General features: G+C 61.4%; 17 protein-coding genes. 8 read left to right on the forward strand and 9 right to left on the reverse strand.

The features are described from left to right. Nucleotides 1-105 precede the first annotated feature (105 nt). The 3 genes from AB4N33_RS23195 to AB4N33_RS23205 all read right to left on the reverse strand — a co-directional run bounded on the left by AB4N33_RS23195 (nt 106) and on the right by AB4N33_RS23205 (nt 3,845). A complete protein-coding gene (locus tag AB4N33_RS23195) occupies nt 106-1,701 on the reverse strand; it encodes a GMC family oxidoreductase (RefSeq protein ID WP_476458321.1) in 1,596 nt (531 codons plus the stop codon). A 140-nt stretch (nt 1,702-1,841) separates the two neighbouring features. Then, entirely contained in the window at nt 1,842-2,387 is a 546-nt protein-coding gene (locus AB4N33_RS23200; protein ID WP_476458322.1) for a twin-arginine translocation pathway signal protein, read from the reverse strand. A 27-nt stretch (nt 2,388-2,414) separates the two neighbouring features. Next, on the reverse strand, nt 2,415-3,845 hold the full coding sequence (locus AB4N33_RS23205; RefSeq protein ID WP_460140728.1) for a coniferyl aldehyde dehydrogenase: 1,431 nt from the start codon (nt 3,843-3,845) through the stop codon (nt 2,415-2,417). A 148-nt stretch (nt 3,846-3,993) separates the two neighbouring features. Between AB4N33_RS23205 and AB4N33_RS23210 the strand changes: the two genes are divergently transcribed. Together AB4N33_RS23210 and AB4N33_RS23215 are read left to right on the forward strand one after the other, a co-directional pair. Further along, nucleotides 3,994-4,665, forward strand: a complete 672-nt coding sequence (locus tag AB4N33_RS23210) for a TetR/AcrR family transcriptional regulator (protein ID WP_460119986.1) — start codon at nt 3,994-3,996, stop codon at nt 4,663-4,665. 45 nt (nt 4,666-4,710) lie between these two features. After that, entirely contained in the window at nt 4,711-5,565 is an 855-nt protein-coding gene (locus AB4N33_RS23215; protein WP_476458323.1) for a sulfurtransferase, read from the forward strand. A gap of 122 nt (nt 5,566-5,687) precedes the next feature. Here the strand turns inward: AB4N33_RS23215 and AB4N33_RS23220 are convergent, their stop codons facing one another. The 5 genes from AB4N33_RS23220 to AB4N33_RS23240 are packed head-to-tail and all read right to left on the reverse strand — an operon-like array spanning nt 5,688 to nt 11,028. After that, the gene (locus AB4N33_RS23220) at nt 5,688-6,521 is read right to left on the reverse strand and encodes an AraC family transcriptional regulator (RefSeq protein ID WP_476458324.1); all 834 of its coding nucleotides are present in this window, start codon (nt 6,519-6,521) and stop codon (nt 5,688-5,690) included. 4 nt (nt 6,522-6,525) lie between these two features. Then, nucleotides 6,526-7,524 carry a hydrolase gene (locus AB4N33_RS23225; RefSeq protein ID WP_476458325.1) on the reverse strand — a complete coding sequence of 333 codons (999 nt, stop codon included), beginning with the start codon at nt 7,522-7,524 and terminating at the stop codon, nt 6,526-6,528. A gap of 54 nt (nt 7,525-7,578) precedes the next feature. Further along, entirely contained in the window at nt 7,579-8,190 is a 612-nt protein-coding gene (gene rsmD, locus AB4N33_RS23230; RefSeq protein WP_476458326.1) for a 16S rRNA (guanine(966)-N(2))-methyltransferase RsmD, read from the reverse strand. Further along, on the reverse strand, nt 8,190-9,680 hold the full coding sequence (locus AB4N33_RS23235) for a M16 family metallopeptidase (RefSeq protein WP_476458327.1): 1,491 nt from the start codon (nt 9,678-9,680) through the stop codon (nt 8,190-8,192). Before AB4N33_RS23235 ends, rsmD begins: the two co-directional genes overlap by 1 nt. After that, entirely contained in the window at nt 9,673-11,028 is a 1,356-nt protein-coding gene (locus AB4N33_RS23240; protein WP_476458328.1) for a M16 family metallopeptidase, read from the reverse strand. Before AB4N33_RS23240 ends, AB4N33_RS23235 begins: the two co-directional genes overlap by 8 nt. A gap of 344 nt (nt 11,029-11,372) precedes the next feature. On the opposite strand from AB4N33_RS23240, the gene ftsY reads away from it, so the two are divergent. The 4 genes from ftsY (at nt 11,373) to rpoH (ending at nt 15,466) form a co-directional block, all read left to right on the forward strand. Continuing rightward, nucleotides 11,373-12,812: a signal recognition particle-docking protein FtsY gene (gene ftsY, locus AB4N33_RS23245; protein ID WP_476458329.1), complete on the forward strand. Its 1,440-nt coding sequence runs from the start codon at nt 11,373-11,375 to the stop codon at nt 12,810-12,812. Then, on the forward strand, nt 12,809-13,480 hold the full coding sequence (gene ftsE / locus AB4N33_RS23250) for a cell division ATP-binding protein FtsE (RefSeq protein ID WP_460120001.1): 672 nt from the start codon (nt 12,809-12,811) through the stop codon (nt 13,478-13,480). The genes ftsY and ftsE overlap by 4 nt, the downstream gene beginning before the upstream one ends. Next, nucleotides 13,477-14,499 carry a permease-like cell division protein FtsX gene (gene ftsX, locus AB4N33_RS23255; RefSeq protein ID WP_460120003.1) on the forward strand — a complete coding sequence of 341 codons (1,023 nt, stop codon included), beginning with the start codon at nt 13,477-13,479 and terminating at the stop codon, nt 14,497-14,499. The genes ftsE and ftsX overlap by 4 nt, the downstream gene beginning before the upstream one ends. Nucleotides 14,500-14,611: 112 nt before the next feature. Then, the gene (rpoH, locus tag AB4N33_RS23260) at nt 14,612-15,466 is read left to right on the forward strand and encodes an RNA polymerase sigma factor RpoH (RefSeq protein WP_368555870.1); all 855 of its coding nucleotides are present in this window, start codon (nt 14,612-14,614) and stop codon (nt 15,464-15,466) included. A gap of 114 nt (nt 15,467-15,580) precedes the next feature. Here the strand turns inward: rpoH and mtgA are convergent, their stop codons facing one another. Next, the gene (gene mtgA / locus AB4N33_RS23265; RefSeq protein WP_460120005.1) at nt 15,581-16,303 is read right to left on the reverse strand and encodes a monofunctional biosynthetic peptidoglycan transglycosylase; all 723 of its coding nucleotides are present in this window, start codon (nt 16,301-16,303) and stop codon (nt 15,581-15,583) included. 74 nt (nt 16,304-16,377) lie between these two features. On the opposite strand from mtgA, the gene AB4N33_RS23270 reads away from it, so the two are divergent. Beyond that, nucleotides 16,378-16,758 carry a DUF423 domain-containing protein gene (locus AB4N33_RS23270; protein WP_460120007.1) on the forward strand — a complete coding sequence of 127 codons (381 nt, stop codon included), beginning with the start codon at nt 16,378-16,380 and terminating at the stop codon, nt 16,756-16,758. A gap of 71 nt (nt 16,759-16,829) precedes the next feature. Further along, nucleotides 16,830-17,030 carry a sulfur carrier protein ThiS gene (gene thiS / locus AB4N33_RS23275; protein ID WP_008026157.1) on the forward strand — a complete coding sequence of 67 codons (201 nt, stop codon included), beginning with the start codon at nt 16,830-16,832 and terminating at the stop codon, nt 17,028-17,030. The last annotated feature ends 7 nt before the right edge of the window (nt 17,031-17,037 follow it).

A 17,037-nucleotide genomic window follows, 5' to 3' on the forward strand; every position in this document is an offset into this window, starting at 1 on the left:
TGGCGGGAGTCCGTTGGGGAGTCGGATGGTATCGCAGCCGTCCCGGTCGGCCAAGCCGCATGATCGGTAAGAAAGCACTATAGACCATGGGAATATTCGCTCTTTTCAGGGTGTTTTTAAACGTTCGGCGAGGGAAGTCGCCAGTTGCGCGGTCAGTCCATAGACCGACAATTGCGGGTTTGCGCCAATGCTGGTGGGGAACAGCGAACCATCGTGGACCGACAGGTTGCGCAACTGATGGTGCCGGCCGAGGCTGTCGGTGACGGCGTTTTTTGGCTCTTCACCCATGGCACAACCACCCATCACATGAGCGCTGCCCAGGCGAGTGCGGTACAACTCAAGGCTCAAGCTGTCGATCAGGTGGCGGGCTTCGGCGAGGGTTTTCACATACCGAGCGTCGGCATGCATCGGCATCACGGCCTTGGCGCCGCCGGCGAACTGGATCTCGGCCATGCTGTGAAAGGCCCGACGCACGCCATCCCAGGCGTAGGGCGAGACCTGGTAGTCGAGCACCGGCGTGTTGTCGCCACGCAATTCGACACTTCCGCCGGGGCTGTCCGGATGAAAGCCGTCCCTGAGCAGCGCCAGCATGGCGTGCGTGTGGGGCAGCTGGGCCATGCGTTGCGCATTGTCCTGGCCAAAACCACCGAGCAGCGTGGCTGCCAGCGCCGGGTGCAACGGCGGTACTTCGAGTTTGTAGCCCATTTTTCCGCCAGTGCCGTCCCGCCACTGGAAATGGTCGGAGTAAATTGACTGCGGGGCACCGTAAAACGGGTTGATCACTTCATCAAACAGCGCGGCGGACATGTTCACCAGATGCAGAAAGGTGCGTTTGCCCAGGCGTTTGTGTGGGTCTGGCGCGCCCGATCGCAACAACAGCGCAGGGCTGTTGATGCCGCCGCCCGCCATTACGTAATGCCGTGCCCTGACCGTAATGATTTTGCCTGTGGGGGCCACACAGCGCTCGTCCATTGCCACGCATTCCAGGCGCGTGACCTGTTCGCCGTTGATCTGCAGTTTTTCGGCGCGAGCGAGATAGAGCAGTTCGCCACCTTTTTCCAGGGTCGCCGGAATCGTTGTCACCAGCATCGATTGCTTGGCGTTGACCGCGCAGCCCATGCCGCAATAACCCAGGTTCCAGCAGCCGCGTACGTTGCGCGGGATGACGTGCCAAGCGTAACCGAGCCTCTCGCAACCCTGGCGGATCACGTCGTTGTTGGCGTTGGGCGGAACCAGCCACGGCGATACGCCCAGGCGTTGCTCCATGGCTTGGAACCACGGCGCCATCTCGACCGGGCTGTGGCCTTTGACGTTGTGCTCGCGGGCCCAGTGCTCGAGAGTCGGGTCCGGGGTGCGGAAACTCGACGCCCAATTAATCAGGGTGGAGCCACCCACGGCGCGGCCTTGCAGGATGGTGATGGCGCCGTCCTTGCTCATGCGGCCGATGCCTTCTTGATAGAGCTGGGTGTAGGCCTGATCTTCGAGCAGTTTGAAGTCGCTGCTGGTCTTGAGTGGGCCTTCTTCGATCAACAACACCTTGTAACCGGCCGCGCTGAGAATCTCGGCCGTGGTGCCACCTCCTGCGCCGCTGCCGATGATCGCCACGTCGGCTTCCAGCGTCAGGTCTTCGGTGAGTTGCGAGGCGTTGCGAGTTTTCCAGCCACGGGCCATGCCTTCGCGGAACGGGTCGGGTACGGGCATTTGGGGGTTCTCTTGTTTTTATAGTTAGGGGATGTGGTGTTCATCAGGGCCTCATCGCGGGCAAGCCCGCTCCCACAGGATTTGTGAACACAGCGCCATTGTGGGAGCGGGCTTGCCCGCGATGGGGTCGACTCGGTCTTTCAGACCACCGGCGGCCCCGGATACCCGCAATGCGCCCAGGATTCGCGCCGGCCATACCAGGCCATCAGCACCATCTGCTGCAACGAGCTGTGCCCCATGCGCAACAGGCTCAGCGAGCTGTGTTCCCAGCGGTCGAGGAAGTGCCTCATCTCATCCCGGCTGGCGTTTTCCCAACTGCCCCAGATGCCGGTCAATGGCCCGCGGGTCACCGCCATGGCCAGCACATCGAACAGTTGCCGGGTCAGCTTGAGCATTTCTGGCGACAGGTGATCGAGGCTGTTATCCAGGGTTTTGAGCGTGCCTTCGACGGCATTAGGCATTTTTTCGGCAACCACGGCGCCGTCGAGCATCACCGGCACCAGCGCTCGCAAAAACAGCAGGTCGGCGCTGCGCAGCACCGAAAAACCGTCGGCCGCGATACCCGACGAACATCCACTCAGGCTTGCGCCCACCCCGGCTGTGGCGAGGAAGGCCGTCGCGCCGAGACTCAATTGCAGCAGTCCGCGCCGTGACAGCGCGGGGTTTGCGGACAGGCCTGGGTTCATTGTTGTTATTACCCGAGCAGCGGATCGTTAGCGAATGAACAGCTTCTGGATCAATTTCTGAATGGATTTGCCATACGGCGGGTAAACCAGCTTCGCCGCATTGAAGCGCTGCTTGATCAGCACGCCCTTGGCTTTGCTGAACGTCAGGAAGCCTTCGTGGCCGTGGTAATGGCCCATGCCCGAGGCGCCGATGCCACCGAATGGCATGTCGTCCTGGGCGACGTGCAGCAACGTGTCGTTCAGGCATACGCCGCCGGAGTGGGTTTCATGCAGCACGCGGTTTTGTTCGCGCTTGTCGTAGCCGAAGTAGTACAGCGCCAGCGGGCGCGGCCGCTGGTTGATGTAGGCAAATGCTTCGTCCAGATCGGTGTATGGGACGATCGGTAGCAACGGGCCGAAGATCTCGTCCTGCATCACCACCATGTCGTCGCTGACGTTGAGCAACAGGCTGTGATTCATGCGGCGACCCTGCCCTTGATCGAACATCGGAATCAGCAACGCACCTTTGCTGGTGGCATCGTCGATGTAGCCGCTGAGCCGGGCCAGTTGCCGGTCGTTGATAATGGCGGTGTAGTCCGGGTTGTCCGTCAGCGTCGGATAAAACCCGCGAACGGCGTGGCGATAGGCCTCGACGAAGGCGCCAACGCGGTCTTCCGGCACCAGCACATAGTCCGGGGCCACACAGGTTTGTCCGGCATTGAGTGTCTTGCCAAAGGCGATGCGTTCGGCTGCGTCTTTGAGTGGTACGTCTCGCGAAACGATGGCGGGGGACTTGCCGCCCAACTCCAGGGTGACCGGTGTCAGGTTCTCGGCGGCGGCGCGCATCACATGCTTGCCGATGCTGGTCGCGCCGGTAAACAGCAGGTGGTCGAAGCGCAGGCGTGAGAACGCCACGCCAATATCGGCTTCACCGAGCACCACGCCCACCAGGTCTTCGGGAAAGATCCGCCCCAGCAATTCCTTGAGCAGCAGGCCGGTGGCGGGAGTGGACTCGCTAAGCTTGAGCATGACGCGATTGCCCGCCGCCAGTGCGCCGACCAAAGGTCCGATGGCCAGGTACAGCGGGTAATTCCACGGCACAATCACGCCGACCACGCCCAGTGGTTGGTAAACAACCTTGGCCGCTGCAGGCTGGAAAGCCACGCCGACCTTGCGCCGCGAAGGTTTCATCCAGCCGTTGAGGTGACGGCTGGCGTAGTGAATGCCGTGCAGGCTGGGCATCAGTTCGGCGAGCAGGGTCTCATCGGCGCTGCGGTGGCTGAAGTCCTGGCTGATCGCCTCGATCAGGGCTTGACGCTCGGCGCTCAGCAGTTCGCGCAGCGCTTTGAGCCATTGCTGGCGCTGCGCTGCGGGCGGCATCGGGTTGGCCGCATAGGCAGCGCGCTGGGCGTTGAACAGGTTTTGAAGTTCTTCCAGAGGCTGCTGCAGGTTTTGCAGGTAGGCAATGTCAGCCGTCATGGTGTTCTCTCTTGTTTTAGTGTGGTGAGGAGATTTTTAGAGTCTATACTCTATTCAGTCAAATCACATCCCGACACGGCTCTGTTTTATCCACTCGCGGATAGGTCGTAAGATGCCCGTCAACGCACTCTGGATTAAAGCTCAAGTCATGGCCCCACGAATAAAAACCAGCGAGCGCATCGTGCAGAACAGCCTGGAGCTGTTCAACCAGCAGGGCGAGCGCAGCATCAGCACCAACCACATTGCGGCCCATATGGAAATTTCCCCGGGCAACCTGTACTACCACTTCCCCAACAAGCAGGCGATCATTGCCGTGTTGTTCAGTGAGTACGAAAGCCTGGTGGACAGTTTTCTACGCCCGCCCCAGGGGCGCGCCGCCACGGTCGAGGACAAGCGCTACTACCTCAAGGAATTGCTCGCGGCCATGTGGCGCTACCGCTTTTTGCATCGTGACCTTGAGCACCTGCTCGACAGCGATCCGGAGTTGGCCGCGCGCTACCGACGCTTTTCCCAGCGCTGCGTGATTCAGGGTTCAGCGATCTACAAAGGCTTCGTGGAGGCTGGCATCCTGAAGATGGATCGGGTGCAAATCGAATCCCTGACCATCAACGCCTGGATCATCCTCACTTCATGGGTACGTTTCCTGTGCACCACGCGCGAAAACTCCAATCACTTGAGCGAGCAGGCCATCAAGCGCGGGGTTTATCAGGTGCTGGTGCTGGAGGCGGGGTTTGTCACGGATCAGTCCCGGGCCGAGGTCAATGCGCTGTTTGAAGAGTTTTATGTACCGCTCGCTCAGGCGCTGGAGGAAGTGGGTTAGGGAACTGGGGTAGGATTCGATAACGACCCTGACTGGAGCCCCGTTATGCCCATTGCGCAATTGATCAGCCCGCAAGCGTTGGACCTGAAGAAGGAGCAGCCGGGGCTGGTGATCCTGGACTGTCGTTTCGCCCTCGAAGACCCGGACTACGGCCAGCGCAGCTACGCCGAAGGGCACATTGCCGGGGCGAGCTTTGCCGACCTCGAGCGCGACTTGAGTGGGGCTGTGACCAAGGGCGTGACCGGCCGGCATCCCTTGCCGGACCCTGACGCGTTGATCGCTCGTCTACAGGCCTGGGGCATCAATGCCGACAGCGAAGTGGTGCTTTATGACGACGGTCCGGGAGCTTTCGCGGCGCGGGCCTGGTGGTTGCTGGTCTGGCTCGGCAAACGTGATGGCGTGTTCATTCTCGATGGCGGGCTCAAAGCCTGGCATGCGGCGGGCTTGCCACTGAGCCTGGACGCGCCGGATATCCAGCGCGGCAGCTTCGCCGGCACGCCGGACAAGTCGCTGCTCCTCAACGCCGAACAGCTTCAGCAGCGCCTGGGGCAGCCTGAGATGACTCTGCTCGATGCCCGCGCCTTGCCGCGCTTCAAGGGTGAAGTTGAACCCATCGACCCGATTGCCGGCCACATTCCCGGCGCGCAATGTGCGGCGTTCACCGACAACCTGGGCAGCGACGGGCGTTTCCTCCCGGTCGATCAGCTCAAGCAGCGATTTGCGGCGAAACTGGGCAACCGCCCGCCTTCCGATCTGGTGGCGTATTGCGGCTCCGGCGTGACGGCGTGTCATAACCTGTTTGCCCTGTGCCTGGCAGGATATCCATTGGGTGCGCTGTATGCCGGGTCGTGGAGTGAGTGGATCAATGATCCGGCGCGGGGTATCGCGACCGGCGAGTAGGCCCGCCACCGATCCCTGTAGGAGCGGGCTTGCCCGCGATGGCGTTGTGTCAGTCAATCAATAGGTTGTTTGACACTCCGCAATCGCGGGCAAGCCCGCTCCTACAGTGGTCAACTTTGCGATCAGAATCCCGGCAACTGCCGGGCCCTGCGGTACGCCCCAGGCCCCACCCCATAAACCTGCTTGAACTGCCGGCTCAAATGGCTCTGGTCGGCAAATCCCAGCTGCGTGGCCACTTCCAACGGCAGGCACCCGCCCTGCAACATACGCGCCCGGGCGATGCGCTGCTGCATCAGCCAGGTGTGCGGCGGGATGCCGGTGGCGTGGCGGAACACCCGGGCGAAGTGGAAGGGTGACAGGTTCACCGCTTGCGCGAGCTCCTCCAAGGACGGAGGCGCCGCCAACCGCTCATGCAGCAGCTCCTTGGCCCGCGTCACGGCCCGGTGTTCCTTGCCGGGTTTACCAGCGTCCGGCACGGCGGCGTGACGTTGCAGCAGCGAGAGCATCAGTTCCCGCCATGCGGTTTGCTGTTGCAGGGCTGTCGTCGGGCTCTCCAGCAGGCGATGCAGTTGGCAGAATCCTGTGACCAGATCCGGATCGCGATACAGCGTGGCGCCAAACGCGGGCAAGGCGTGAGTCGGCAACTCCAGCTCGCTCAACAGCGAGAGAATTTTTCCGGTGTCGGGATAAAACGCTCGGTATAGCCAGCCGTCTTCCGTGCCCTTGTGGCCGGTGTGGACTTCATCCGGGTTGATCAAGACCAGTGTGCCACTGCCGGCCAGGTGTTCGGCGCCGCGATATCGATACCGCTGGGCGCCGGCCATGATCATGCCGATCACGAATCCATCATGCACATGCGGGGCGAAACGATGCTCGATGTAGCGCGCAGACAGCAACTCGACCCCGGGCAGCGGCGCGGTTTGCCAGAAGCGGATCGATTCTGCGCTGCTGTCCATCGCCTTACTCAGGGCCCACAGCGGACAGCCACTGCGGGATACGCCGCTCCAGGTAATAACCCGGTTGGCGGAATGAGCCATCGACGAAGCCGACATGCCCGCCCTTGGCTTGCAGCTCGAATTGAGTGCAGGCGGACAGTTCGTCAGCCTGCGGCAGGCTGTGGGGGAAGACGAACGGATCGTCGGCGGCCTGGATGATCAGGGTCGGCGTGCGAATCTCGCCGAGGAAGTAGCGACTGGAGGCGCGACGGTAATAATCCTGGGCATCGGTGTAGCCGTGCAACGGCGCGGTGATGCGGCCATCGAAATCCCAAAAGGTGCGCATGTTTTCGAGTGAGCCCAGGGCCGCCAGTTTCGCCAGGCCATCCTCGCGCCCGTCATGCTGGAATTGCCGCTGTTTGTTTTTAACGTAGGCGACCATCTCGCGCAAGAAGTGCGCTTGATAGACCCGGGAAAACCCCTGGCCTATCCGGTCGGCACACTGATCCAGTCTGAACGGCACCGACACCGCCACCGCGCCGAGTACGCCACTGTCGCTGCCGGTCTCGCCGAGATGTTTGAGCAGGACATTGCCACCCAGGGAATAACCGACAGCATACAAAGGCGCCAGTGGGCGCTTGGCCCGCAGGTGCTGGATGGCTTCGGCCAGGTCTTCGCTGGCGCCGGAATGGTAACTGCGCGGCAACAAATTCGGTTCGCCCGAGCACCCCCGCCAGTTCAGCGCAACGCTGGCCCAGCCTTGGTCACCCAGTGCCTTTTGCATGCCGGCCACGTAGGGCGAGTGGGAGGAGCCCGTCAGTCCGTGCAGTAGCAGCACCAGTGGCGTGTCGGCGTTATGAGGGCCGTGCCAGTCCAGGTCGAGAAAGTCGCCATCATCCAGCCACAAGCGCTCGCGTTCACGTTCAATGTGGGTGGTTTTGCGCCAAAGCGGCCCCCACAAGGTCTGCAAGTGTGGATTGCCGAGGCCGAAGGCGGGGACGAAACGTTCTGACGCAGGGTTCACGATTGTTCTCGATGCAGCGGTGCGCAACCTGCGCGCACCTTTCAGGCCGGTCGACTAACCGACAGTCTCTGCCATACGTTGCCACAACGAGTAGTATACGCGCCCGGATTTTTGCTCTCGGTGCAGGCGCCAGTTGCCCGGCAAACCCAGCGTCGAGGGTGCGCTTTCGCTTTCGGTGTAGATCCAGGCGTCGGCCGCCAGCCATTGGCGCTCTTCCAGCAGGGTGCACACGGCCGGCAACAGGTTCTGGTTGAATGGCGGGTCGAGGAACACCAGGTCGTACGCCATTGCAGGCTGCGTTTCCAGGTAACGCAAGGCATCAGCGGTCTGAACCTGGCCGTTGGTGCAGCGCAGCGTACCCAGGTGTTCTTTCAGGCTGGACACCGCGACATGGCTGGCATCCAGCGCTTGCCCGCTGGCGGCGCCACGGGACAGGGCTTCGAGAAACAGCGCGCCGCTGCCGGCGAACGGGTCAAGGACCTTGGCACCTGGCACATAAGGCGCAAGCCAGTTGAACAGGGTTTCACGCACCCGATCCGGAGTGGGACGCAGGCCCGGCGCATCGGGGAAGCTCAGCTTCCGGCTGCGCCATTCACCGCCGATGATGCGCAACTGATTCACGCCGTTGTGCACGTTTTGTGCAGGTTTCTTGGGACGGGTAGCCATCAATGCTCCGGAACCCCGAGCGGTTGCTCGGCAGGTTTGTCAGTAGGGGCCGGCAACGGCTTTTGCGGTACGGTCGGGCCAGCGGTGACGATGACCATCTTATCCGTGCTCAGGTGTTTGTTCAGTGCGGTCTTGACTTGCTCAACCGTCAGGCTCTGAGACTGCTGCATGAAGTCTTCCAGGTAGCTGAGCGGCAGATTATAAAAGCCCATGGCGCCGAGTTGGCCGACAATATCGGCGTTACTGGCGGTGGACAGCGGGAAACTGCCCGCCAGTTCACGCTTGGCGTCGTCGAGCTCCTTCTGGGTCGGACCGGTCTTGAGGTAGTCGGCAAGCACGTCCTGCACCAGCTTCAATGTGCCTTCGCTCATCTCGGCGCGGGTCTGCAGGTTGATCATGAACGGGCCGCGAGCCTGCATTGGGGTGAAGCCCGAATACACGCCATACGTCAGGCCGCGCTTCTCGCGCACTTCGCTCATCAGTCGGGTTCCGAAACCACCGCCGCCAAGGATCTGGTTACCCATGGACAGGGCGGCGTAATCCGGGTCGTCACGGTCGATGCCCAACTGCGCGAGCATCAGGTTGGTTTGCTTGGACGGAAACTCGATGTGGCCGTTGCTGGCCTTGGGCTCGACCGGGGCCGCCAACTTCGCCAGCGCCGGACCTTTTGGCAGCGAGCTGGATACCTGGGCGGCGATGGCTTCGGCTTCGGTACGGGACAGGTCGCCCACCAGCGCAATCACCACGTTGCCGGCCGCGTAGGCTTTTTGGTGGAACGCTTTCAACTGCGCCAGGGTAATGGCTGGCACGGTTTGCGCCGTGCCATCGCTGTTGTGCGCGTAAGGGTGGTCGCCGTACAGTCGCTTCATCAACTCGATGCTGGCCAGTTTTCCGGGGTTCTGCTTTTGATATTCAAAGCCGGCGAGCATCTGGTTCTTGATGCGCGCGAACGAATCGGCAGGGAAGGTCGGCTGGCCGACCACTTCGCAGAACAGTTTCAGCGCCGGTTCGCGTTTGTCCGGGGCGCTGAGGCTGCGCAGGGAAGCCAATGCCATGTCTTTGAACGCGCCGTTGCTGAAGTCTGCGCCCAGGCCTTCGAAGCCCTGGGCAATGGCGCTCACATCCTTGCCCGCCACGCCTTCGTTGAGCATTGCGTTGGTCAGCACCGCCAGGCCGGGTGCGTCGCCGTCCTGGCTGCTGCCGGCGGCGAAGATCAGGCGCATGTCGAACATTGGCAGTTCGCGGGCTTCGACAAACAGCACCTTGGTGCCTTCGGCGGTGTTCCACGATTGCACGTTCAGGGTGCGACGGCTTGGTGCCTTGCCGTCGAGTTCGGCTAGCGACTGCAGCTTTTGGCTGGACTTGGCGTTGTCGAGGGCCTCGCTGGCGACAGTCTCGCGGGTTTGGGTGAAGTAAAACGCTGCGCAGCCGATGGCCGCGACGGCCACCAAGGCAACCAGCAACAAGGGTGATTTCTTACGCTCACTCATGAGTCGTCTCCAGAGGCAGGACATGGGCGACGCTGAGACGTTCGCGGGTGAAATACAGCTTGGCGGCGTTCTGGATGTCTTGTGGGGTAACGCTTTCCAGGTCGGCGAGTTCGGTGTCCATCAATTTCCACGACAGGCCGACGGTTTCCAATTGGCCGATGGCCGTGGCCTGGCTTGTGATCGAGTCGCGCTCGTAGACCAGGCCGGCGATGACCTGCGCCCGCACGCGTTCAAGCTCTTCGGCGGACGGTGCGGTGGTTTTCAACTGATCGAGCAGCTTCCACAGACCGGCGTCGGTCTGGGCGATGGTTTTGTTTTTCTGCGTGTTCGGCGTTGCCGACAGGGTGAACAGGCTGTCGCCTCGGGTGTAGGCGTCGTAATTCGACGAGCCGCCGGACACCAGTTCTTCTCCGCGCTCCAGTTGGGTCGGGATGCGTCCGCTGTAGCCGCCGTCCAGCAGGGCCGAGATCAGTCGCAAGGCGTTGACCGAACGTTTGTCTTCGGCGGTGGCAATGCTCGGCACGTTGAAACCCAGCATCAGGCTCGGCAACTGCGTCTGTACGTGCAGGGTGATCTGGCGTTCGCCGGGTTCGGCCAGTTCCAGCGGGATTTTCGCGGGTGGCACGTCACGCCTGGCGATCGGGCCAAAGTAACGCTGGGCCAGGGTTTTGACTTCATCCGGGGTGACGTCGCCGACCACGACCAGCGTGGCGTTGTTCGGTACGTACCAGGATTGATACCAATGGCGCAGTTCCTCCACTTTCATGCGGTCCAGGTCAGCCATCCAGCCGATGGTCGGCGTGTGGTAACCGGTGGCCGGGTAGGCCATGGCCTTGAAGCGCTCGTAGGCCTTGGACATCGGCTTGTCATCGGTGCGCAGACGGCGCTCTTCCTTGATGACTTCGATTTCGCGGGCGAACTCGTCGGCAGGCAAGCGCAGGCTCGCCATGCGGTCGGCTTCCAGTTCGAAGGCCACGCCCAGGCGATCGCGGGCCAGGACCTGGTAATAGGCGGTGAAGTCGTCGCTGGTGAAGGCGTTTTCTTCGGCACCCAGATCGCGCAGGATCAGCGATGCCTCGCCCGGGCCGACTTTCTCGCTGCCCTTGAACATCATGTGTTCCAGAGCGTGGGACAAACCGGTCTGGCCCGGGGTCTCGTAGCTGGAACCGACTTTGTACCAGACCTGCGAGACCACCACCGGCGCGCGATGGTCTTCGCGCACGACGACTTTCAGGCCGTTGTCGAGGGTGAACTCATGGGTCGGTTGCGGGTCGGCAGCAAGGGCTGTAAAGGGCAGACAAACTGTGCTGAGCAGCAGGCCTGCAGCGCGGCGGGCTAGAGCATTCATTCGTTTTTAAACCTGTTGGGCTGCCCGCTTGTTCTTAGCGTCAGCGGGCGAGAGGGTGCTAGGATACTGATCCGTTTTACTGGCGGCCACGCCTATCCGGCCTTTGATCGGTCGGCAGGTTGTTTAGGTTTTTGCCGGAAACTGTGAGTTTGTCAGCTAAACTCTGCGTTTTCGCCGACGATGCCGTTCCAGTCCATCGTATTAATCGACGTTTGAGGCGCTTTTTGCACCTCGACAAAATGTTGCGCGTGAACAAGCTGGGTCAATCGCAGTCTGTTCTGCATCGAATGTTCAATTGCCGGGGCGCCCTTTGGCGCGTCGCTACCGTGAGATAGCCGTCCTCCATGTTTGGTTCCAACGACGACAAGAAAGCCCCAGCCGCGGCTGGTGAAAAGAAAAGCCTGTTCGGATGGCTGCGCAAAAAGCCGCAGGAAACCGTCGTCGAACAGTCACAGCCACTTCCTGAACCAGCGCCTGAGCCGGTCACGCAAGAGCCTGCGCCGATCGTGCTGGCGAATGCCGAACCTGTGCTGCAGCCGGTCGTCGAGCCTGAAACCGTTGCCGAACAACCGCTGACGCCCGCCGATGAGCCTTGGCTGACATTGCCCGTGGCGGAAGAACCGGTCGCGCTGGTCGAGGATGACCTGGCGCCGCACGTGACGCCGCCGATCCCGGCGCCGGCGTCGAGTCCGTTCATACCCGAGCCTATTGAAATGGCACCCGTGGTGGTCGCGGCGGCGCCTGTTGTTTCGGAACCTGTGGCACCTGCGCCCGTTCCCGCGCCTGATGTTGCAACGCCGGCGCCCGCGGTGCCGGTCGAGACTGCCGTTGAGCCTGTGCGCGAAGAAATCAAGGCCGGCTTCTTCGCCCGCCTCAAGCAGGGCCTGTCCAAGACCAGCGCCAGCATCGGCGAAGGCATGGCCAGCCTGTTTCTCGGCAAGAAGATCATCGATGACGAGTTGCTCGACGACATCGAGACCCGCTTGCTGACCGCCGACGTCGGCGTCGAGGCCACGTCAGTGATCATTCAGCACCTGACGCAAAAGGTTGCGCGCAAGGAGCTGGCGGATGCCGACGCACTCTACAAATCCCTGCAAGCCGAACTGGCAGCCATGCTCAAGCCGGTCGAGCAGCCACTGAAGATCACCTCGCAGAATAAGCCATTCGTCATTTTGGTGGTGGGCGTCAACGGCGCTGGCAAGACCACCACGATTGGCAAGTTGGCGAAGAAACTGCAGCTCGAAGGCAAGAAGGTCATGCTCGCCGCCGGCGATACCTTCCGTGCCGCCGCCGTCGAGCAGTTGCAGGTCTGGGGGGAGCGCAACAAGATTCCGGTAATCGCCCAGCATACGGGGGCCGACTCCGCTTCGGTCATTTTTGACGCCGTCCAGGCCGCCAAGGCCCGTGGCATCGATGTGCTGATCGCCGACACCGCCGGTCGCCTGCACACCAAAGACAACCTGATGGAAGAACTGAAGAAGGTTCGTCGGGTTATCGGCAAACTTGATGCCGACGCACCGCACGAAGTGCTGCTGGTGCTCGACGCCGGGACCGGCCAAAACGCCATCAACCAGGCGAAACAATTCAATCAGACCGTCGAACTGACAGGCCTGGCGCTGACCAAGCTGGACGGCACCGCCAAGGGCGGGGTGATCTTCGCCCTGGCCAAGCAGTTCGGTTTGCCGATTCGCTACATCGGCGTCGGTGAAGGCATCGACGACTTGCGCACCTTTGAAGCAGAACCCTTTGTCCAGGCACTGTTTGCCGAGCGGGAGCGTTCATGATTCGTTTCGAACAGGTCGGTAAGCGCTACCCGAACGGTCACGTCGGCTTGCATGAACTGAGCTTTCGGGTCCGTCGCGGCGAGTTCCTGTTTGTGACCGGCCATTCCGGCGCCGGTAAAAGCACGCTGTTGCGCCTGCTGCTGGCAATGGAGCGCCCAACCAGTGGCAAGCTGCTGCTGGCGGGCCAGGACCTCGGCACCATTAGCAACGCGCAGATTCCGTTCTTGCGTCGGCAGATTGGTGTGGTGTTCCAGAATCACCAGCTGTTGTTCGATCGCACCGTGTTCAACAACGTTGCGCTGCCGTTGCAGATTCTCGGGCTTTCCAAGGTCGAAGTCGCCAAGCGCGTGGATTCGGCTCTGGAACGCGTGGCGCTGTCGGATAAAGCCGATCTGTACCCCGGCGACTTGTCCACCGGCCAGCAACAACGCGTTGGCATTGCCCGCGCCATCGTTCACCGCCCGGCGTTGCTGCTGGCGGACGAACCGACCGGTAACCTCGACCCGCGTCTGGCGGCGGAAATCATGGGTGTGTTCGAAGACATCAATCGCCTGGGCACCAGCGTGCTGATCGCCAGCCACGACCTGGCTTTGATCGCCCGCATGCGCCACCGCATGTTGACGCTGCAACGCGGTCGATTGATCGGTGACGGGGAGGCCGGCGTATGAGCGCGACACGTAGCCCCAAGGTTTCCGAGCGCGTGGCGCCAAAAGCCGCCGATCCGCAACCGCAAAAGAAAAAACGCGACGATGACGACGGCCCGGATTTTGCCACGCTGTTCGCCGCCTGGATTGAAAGCCATCGCGCCAGCTTGCTGGACAGCCTGCGCCGTCTGGGCAAGCAGCCGATCGGCAGTTTCTTCACCTGCATGGTGATGGCGGTGGCCCTGAGCTTGCCCATGGGCCTGTCACTTTTGCTAAGTAATGTCGAGCGTCTCGGCGGCTCCTGGCAGCGTGCGGCGCAGATTTCCCTGTACCTGGAACTCGACGCCAGTCCGGCACAAGGCGAGTCGTTGCGCGAGCAGATCAAGCGTCTGCCGGGTGTCGCTGATGCCGAGTACGTTGGCCGCGATCAGGCACTGGAAGAATTCCAGCAGCAGTCCGGGTTGGGCGATGCCTTGAAGGAGCTGCCGGAAAACCCGTTGCCCGGCGTGGTGCTGGTGACCCCGAACGAGGTGGACAAGCCCGCGCTTGAAGCATTACGACAACAACTTTCCGAATTGCCCAAGGTACAACAGGCGCAACTTGATCTAGTCTGGGTCGAGCGTCTGGCAGCGATCCTCAAGCTGGGTGACCGTTTTGTCTTCGGTCTGACCGTGCTTCTGGTTTCTGCATTACTTTTGGTGATAGGCAATACCATTCGTCTTCATATTGAAAACCGCCGCACCGAGATAGAAGTGATTAAACTCGTCGGCGGCACCGACAGTTATGTGCGCAGGCCCTTTCTTTATATGGGCGCGTTGTATGGCTTCGGTGCGGGGATACTTTCCTGGGGCGTATTGGCGTTTGGCCTGGACTGGCTGAACGATGCGGTGGTCGGGTTGGCGGGTTTGTACGGCAGCGATTTTGCGCTGGCCGGTGTGCCGGTTGCCGACGGTCTGTCGCTCTTGCTTGGCGCGGTGCTGTTGGGGTATATCGGTGCATGGATTGCAGTCGCACGCCACCTGAGGGAGCTTGCGCCTAAGTAGTATCATTTTGCTCGTATTGACCTTTCAGCGTTTTTGGGAACTTGTCTTTCGGTTTCCGGTCAATTTTCGCAGTGCTGAACTGCACGAGTTTGTAAGTCGGAGGTTTTGACGTATGACCAATTCTTTGCAACCTGCATATGCTCTGGTCCCGGGTGCGAACCTGGAGGCCTATGTGCACACTGTCAACAGCATCCCATTGCTGACGCCAGAGCAGGAGCGTGAACTGGCCGAGAGTCTCTACTATGAGCAGGATCTGGGGGCGGCTCGGCAGATGGTGCTCGCCCACCTGCGTTTTGTCGTACATATCGCCCGCAGCTATTCCGGCTATGGCCTGGCTCAGGCAGACCTGATTCAGGAAGGCAACGTCGGCCTGATGAAGGCCGTGAAGCGCTTTAACCCGGAAATGGGTGTGCGCCTGGTTTCGTTCGCCGTGCACTGGATCAAGGCGGAAATCCACGAATTCATCCTGCGCAACTGGCGCATCGTGAAAGTCGCGACCACCAAGGCCCAGCGCAAGCTGTTCTTCAACCTGCGCAGCCAGAAGAAACGCCTGGCGTGGCTGAACAACGAGGAAGTCCACCGTGTGGCGGAAAGCCTTGGCGTAGAGCCGCGGGAAGTGCGCGAGATGGAAAGTCGCCTGACCGGCCAGGACATGGCCTTCGACCCGGCCGCTGAGGCGGACGACGACAGTGCTTTCCAATCGCCGGCCAACTACCTGGAAGACCACCGGTACGACCCGGCGCGTCAACTGGAAGACGCTGATTGGAGTGACAACTCCAACCACAACCTGCACGAAGCGCTGGAAGTGCTGGACGACCGTAGCCGTGACATTCTCTACCAGCGCTGGCTGGCGGAAGAAAAAGCGACGCTGCACGATCTGGCGCAGAAGTACAACGTGTCGGCCGAGCGTATTCGTCAGCTCGAAAAGAGTGCGATGAACAAGCTCAAACTGTCGATTGCTGCGTAACCTGCACCCCGGCAATAAAAAAACGCCCCGATCATTGATCGGGGCGTTTTTGTTTCAGGTGTCATTTTTCCCCCCTTTAGGAGCGAGCTCGCTCCTAAAGGGGGGGGTACGGCGTTATTTGGACCAGGGTGCCCGACGCGAATCATTGAGCCCCACCAGATAGCTGTCTCCCCCCAACTGGCTCATCTGCTGACGAATCCAGCCTGCACGGCGGGCGACGTAGTTGGTTGGGTGGCTTGCACTCCACACGCGTGGGTTGGGCAGCACGGCGGCCAGCAGGCTCGATTGCTGGCGACTGAGGTTCTTCGCGCTGACGCCAAAGTGATGTCGGGCTGCCGCTTCGGCGCCAAACACGCCGTCATCCCATTCCACGCTGTTGAGGTAGACCTCGAGAATCCGCTGCTTTGGCCAGAGCAATTCGATCAATCCGGTGAACCAGGCTTCCAGGCCCTTGCGCAGCCAGCTGCGGCCAGACCACAGGAACAGGTTCTTCGACACTTGCTGGCTCAGCGTACTGGCGCCGCGCACCGAACCGCCCAGCTCGTTGTGGGCCAGGGCGGCACGGATCGCACCGATGTCGAATCCCCAGTGCTCCGGGAATTTCTGATCTTCACCAGCGATCACTGCGACTTTCAGGTCGTCGGAGATTTCGTCCCAGGGTTTCCAGGTGCGTTGCAGGTCGATCGGTTCGCCGTCGAGCCAGGATTCGATCTTGCGTTCCACCATCAAGGCCGTGCCCGGTGGTGGAACCACGCGAAAAATCAGGACCAGCACGACGCTACCACCCGCGAACCAGAGCAGCGCCTTCGTGAATCGTCGTAAAAATAACCGCAGCATAGAGATGGCTTGGCCGAACCCGTCGAGCGGGCCATTATACAGACCCTGTTGATCGAGTCTGACTGGAGTTCTTCATGCTGCGTGGCTTTCTGATGCTGGCTGCTTTCTTCGGTTTCACCGGCGTCGGCCTGGGTGCGTTCGCCGCCCACGGCTTGAAAAGCCGTCTGACGCCCGAGTATCTGGCGATCTTCCATACCGGCGTCACCTATCAACTGGTGCATGCCCTGGCGCTGTTCGGCGTCGCACTGCTAGCCACGCAAATTCAGGGGCGGCTGGTGGCCTGGGCGGGCATCTCGTTCACCGTCGGCATCCTGCTGTTTTCCGGCAGTCTGTACCTGCTGACCACTATCGGCATCGGCAAACTCGGCATCATCACCCCCTTCGGCGGCCTGGCCTTCCTGATCGGCTGGCTGTGCCTGGGCCTCGCCGCCTGGCGTTTGCCGCTGACCGCTTGACGCTTATTGCTGACCTTGAGGTCACGATCGGGCTAGAATGCCAGCCCCTAAAAATGATGGCGGCATTTGGCATGCGCATTCAGTTGAACGGCGAATCCCTTGAACTGCCCGACGGTGAAACCGTTGCGGCCCTGCTGACCCGTCTGGAACTGACCGGACGTCGGGTGGCGGTCGAGCTCAATCTGGATATCGTCCCGCGCAGCCAGCATGCGGACACCACGCTCAACGACGGTGATTCAGTCGAAGTGGTGCACGCCATCGGCGGCGGCTAGTCGCCCG

Source organism: Pseudomonas sp. S1_E05 (assembly GCF_056337105.1).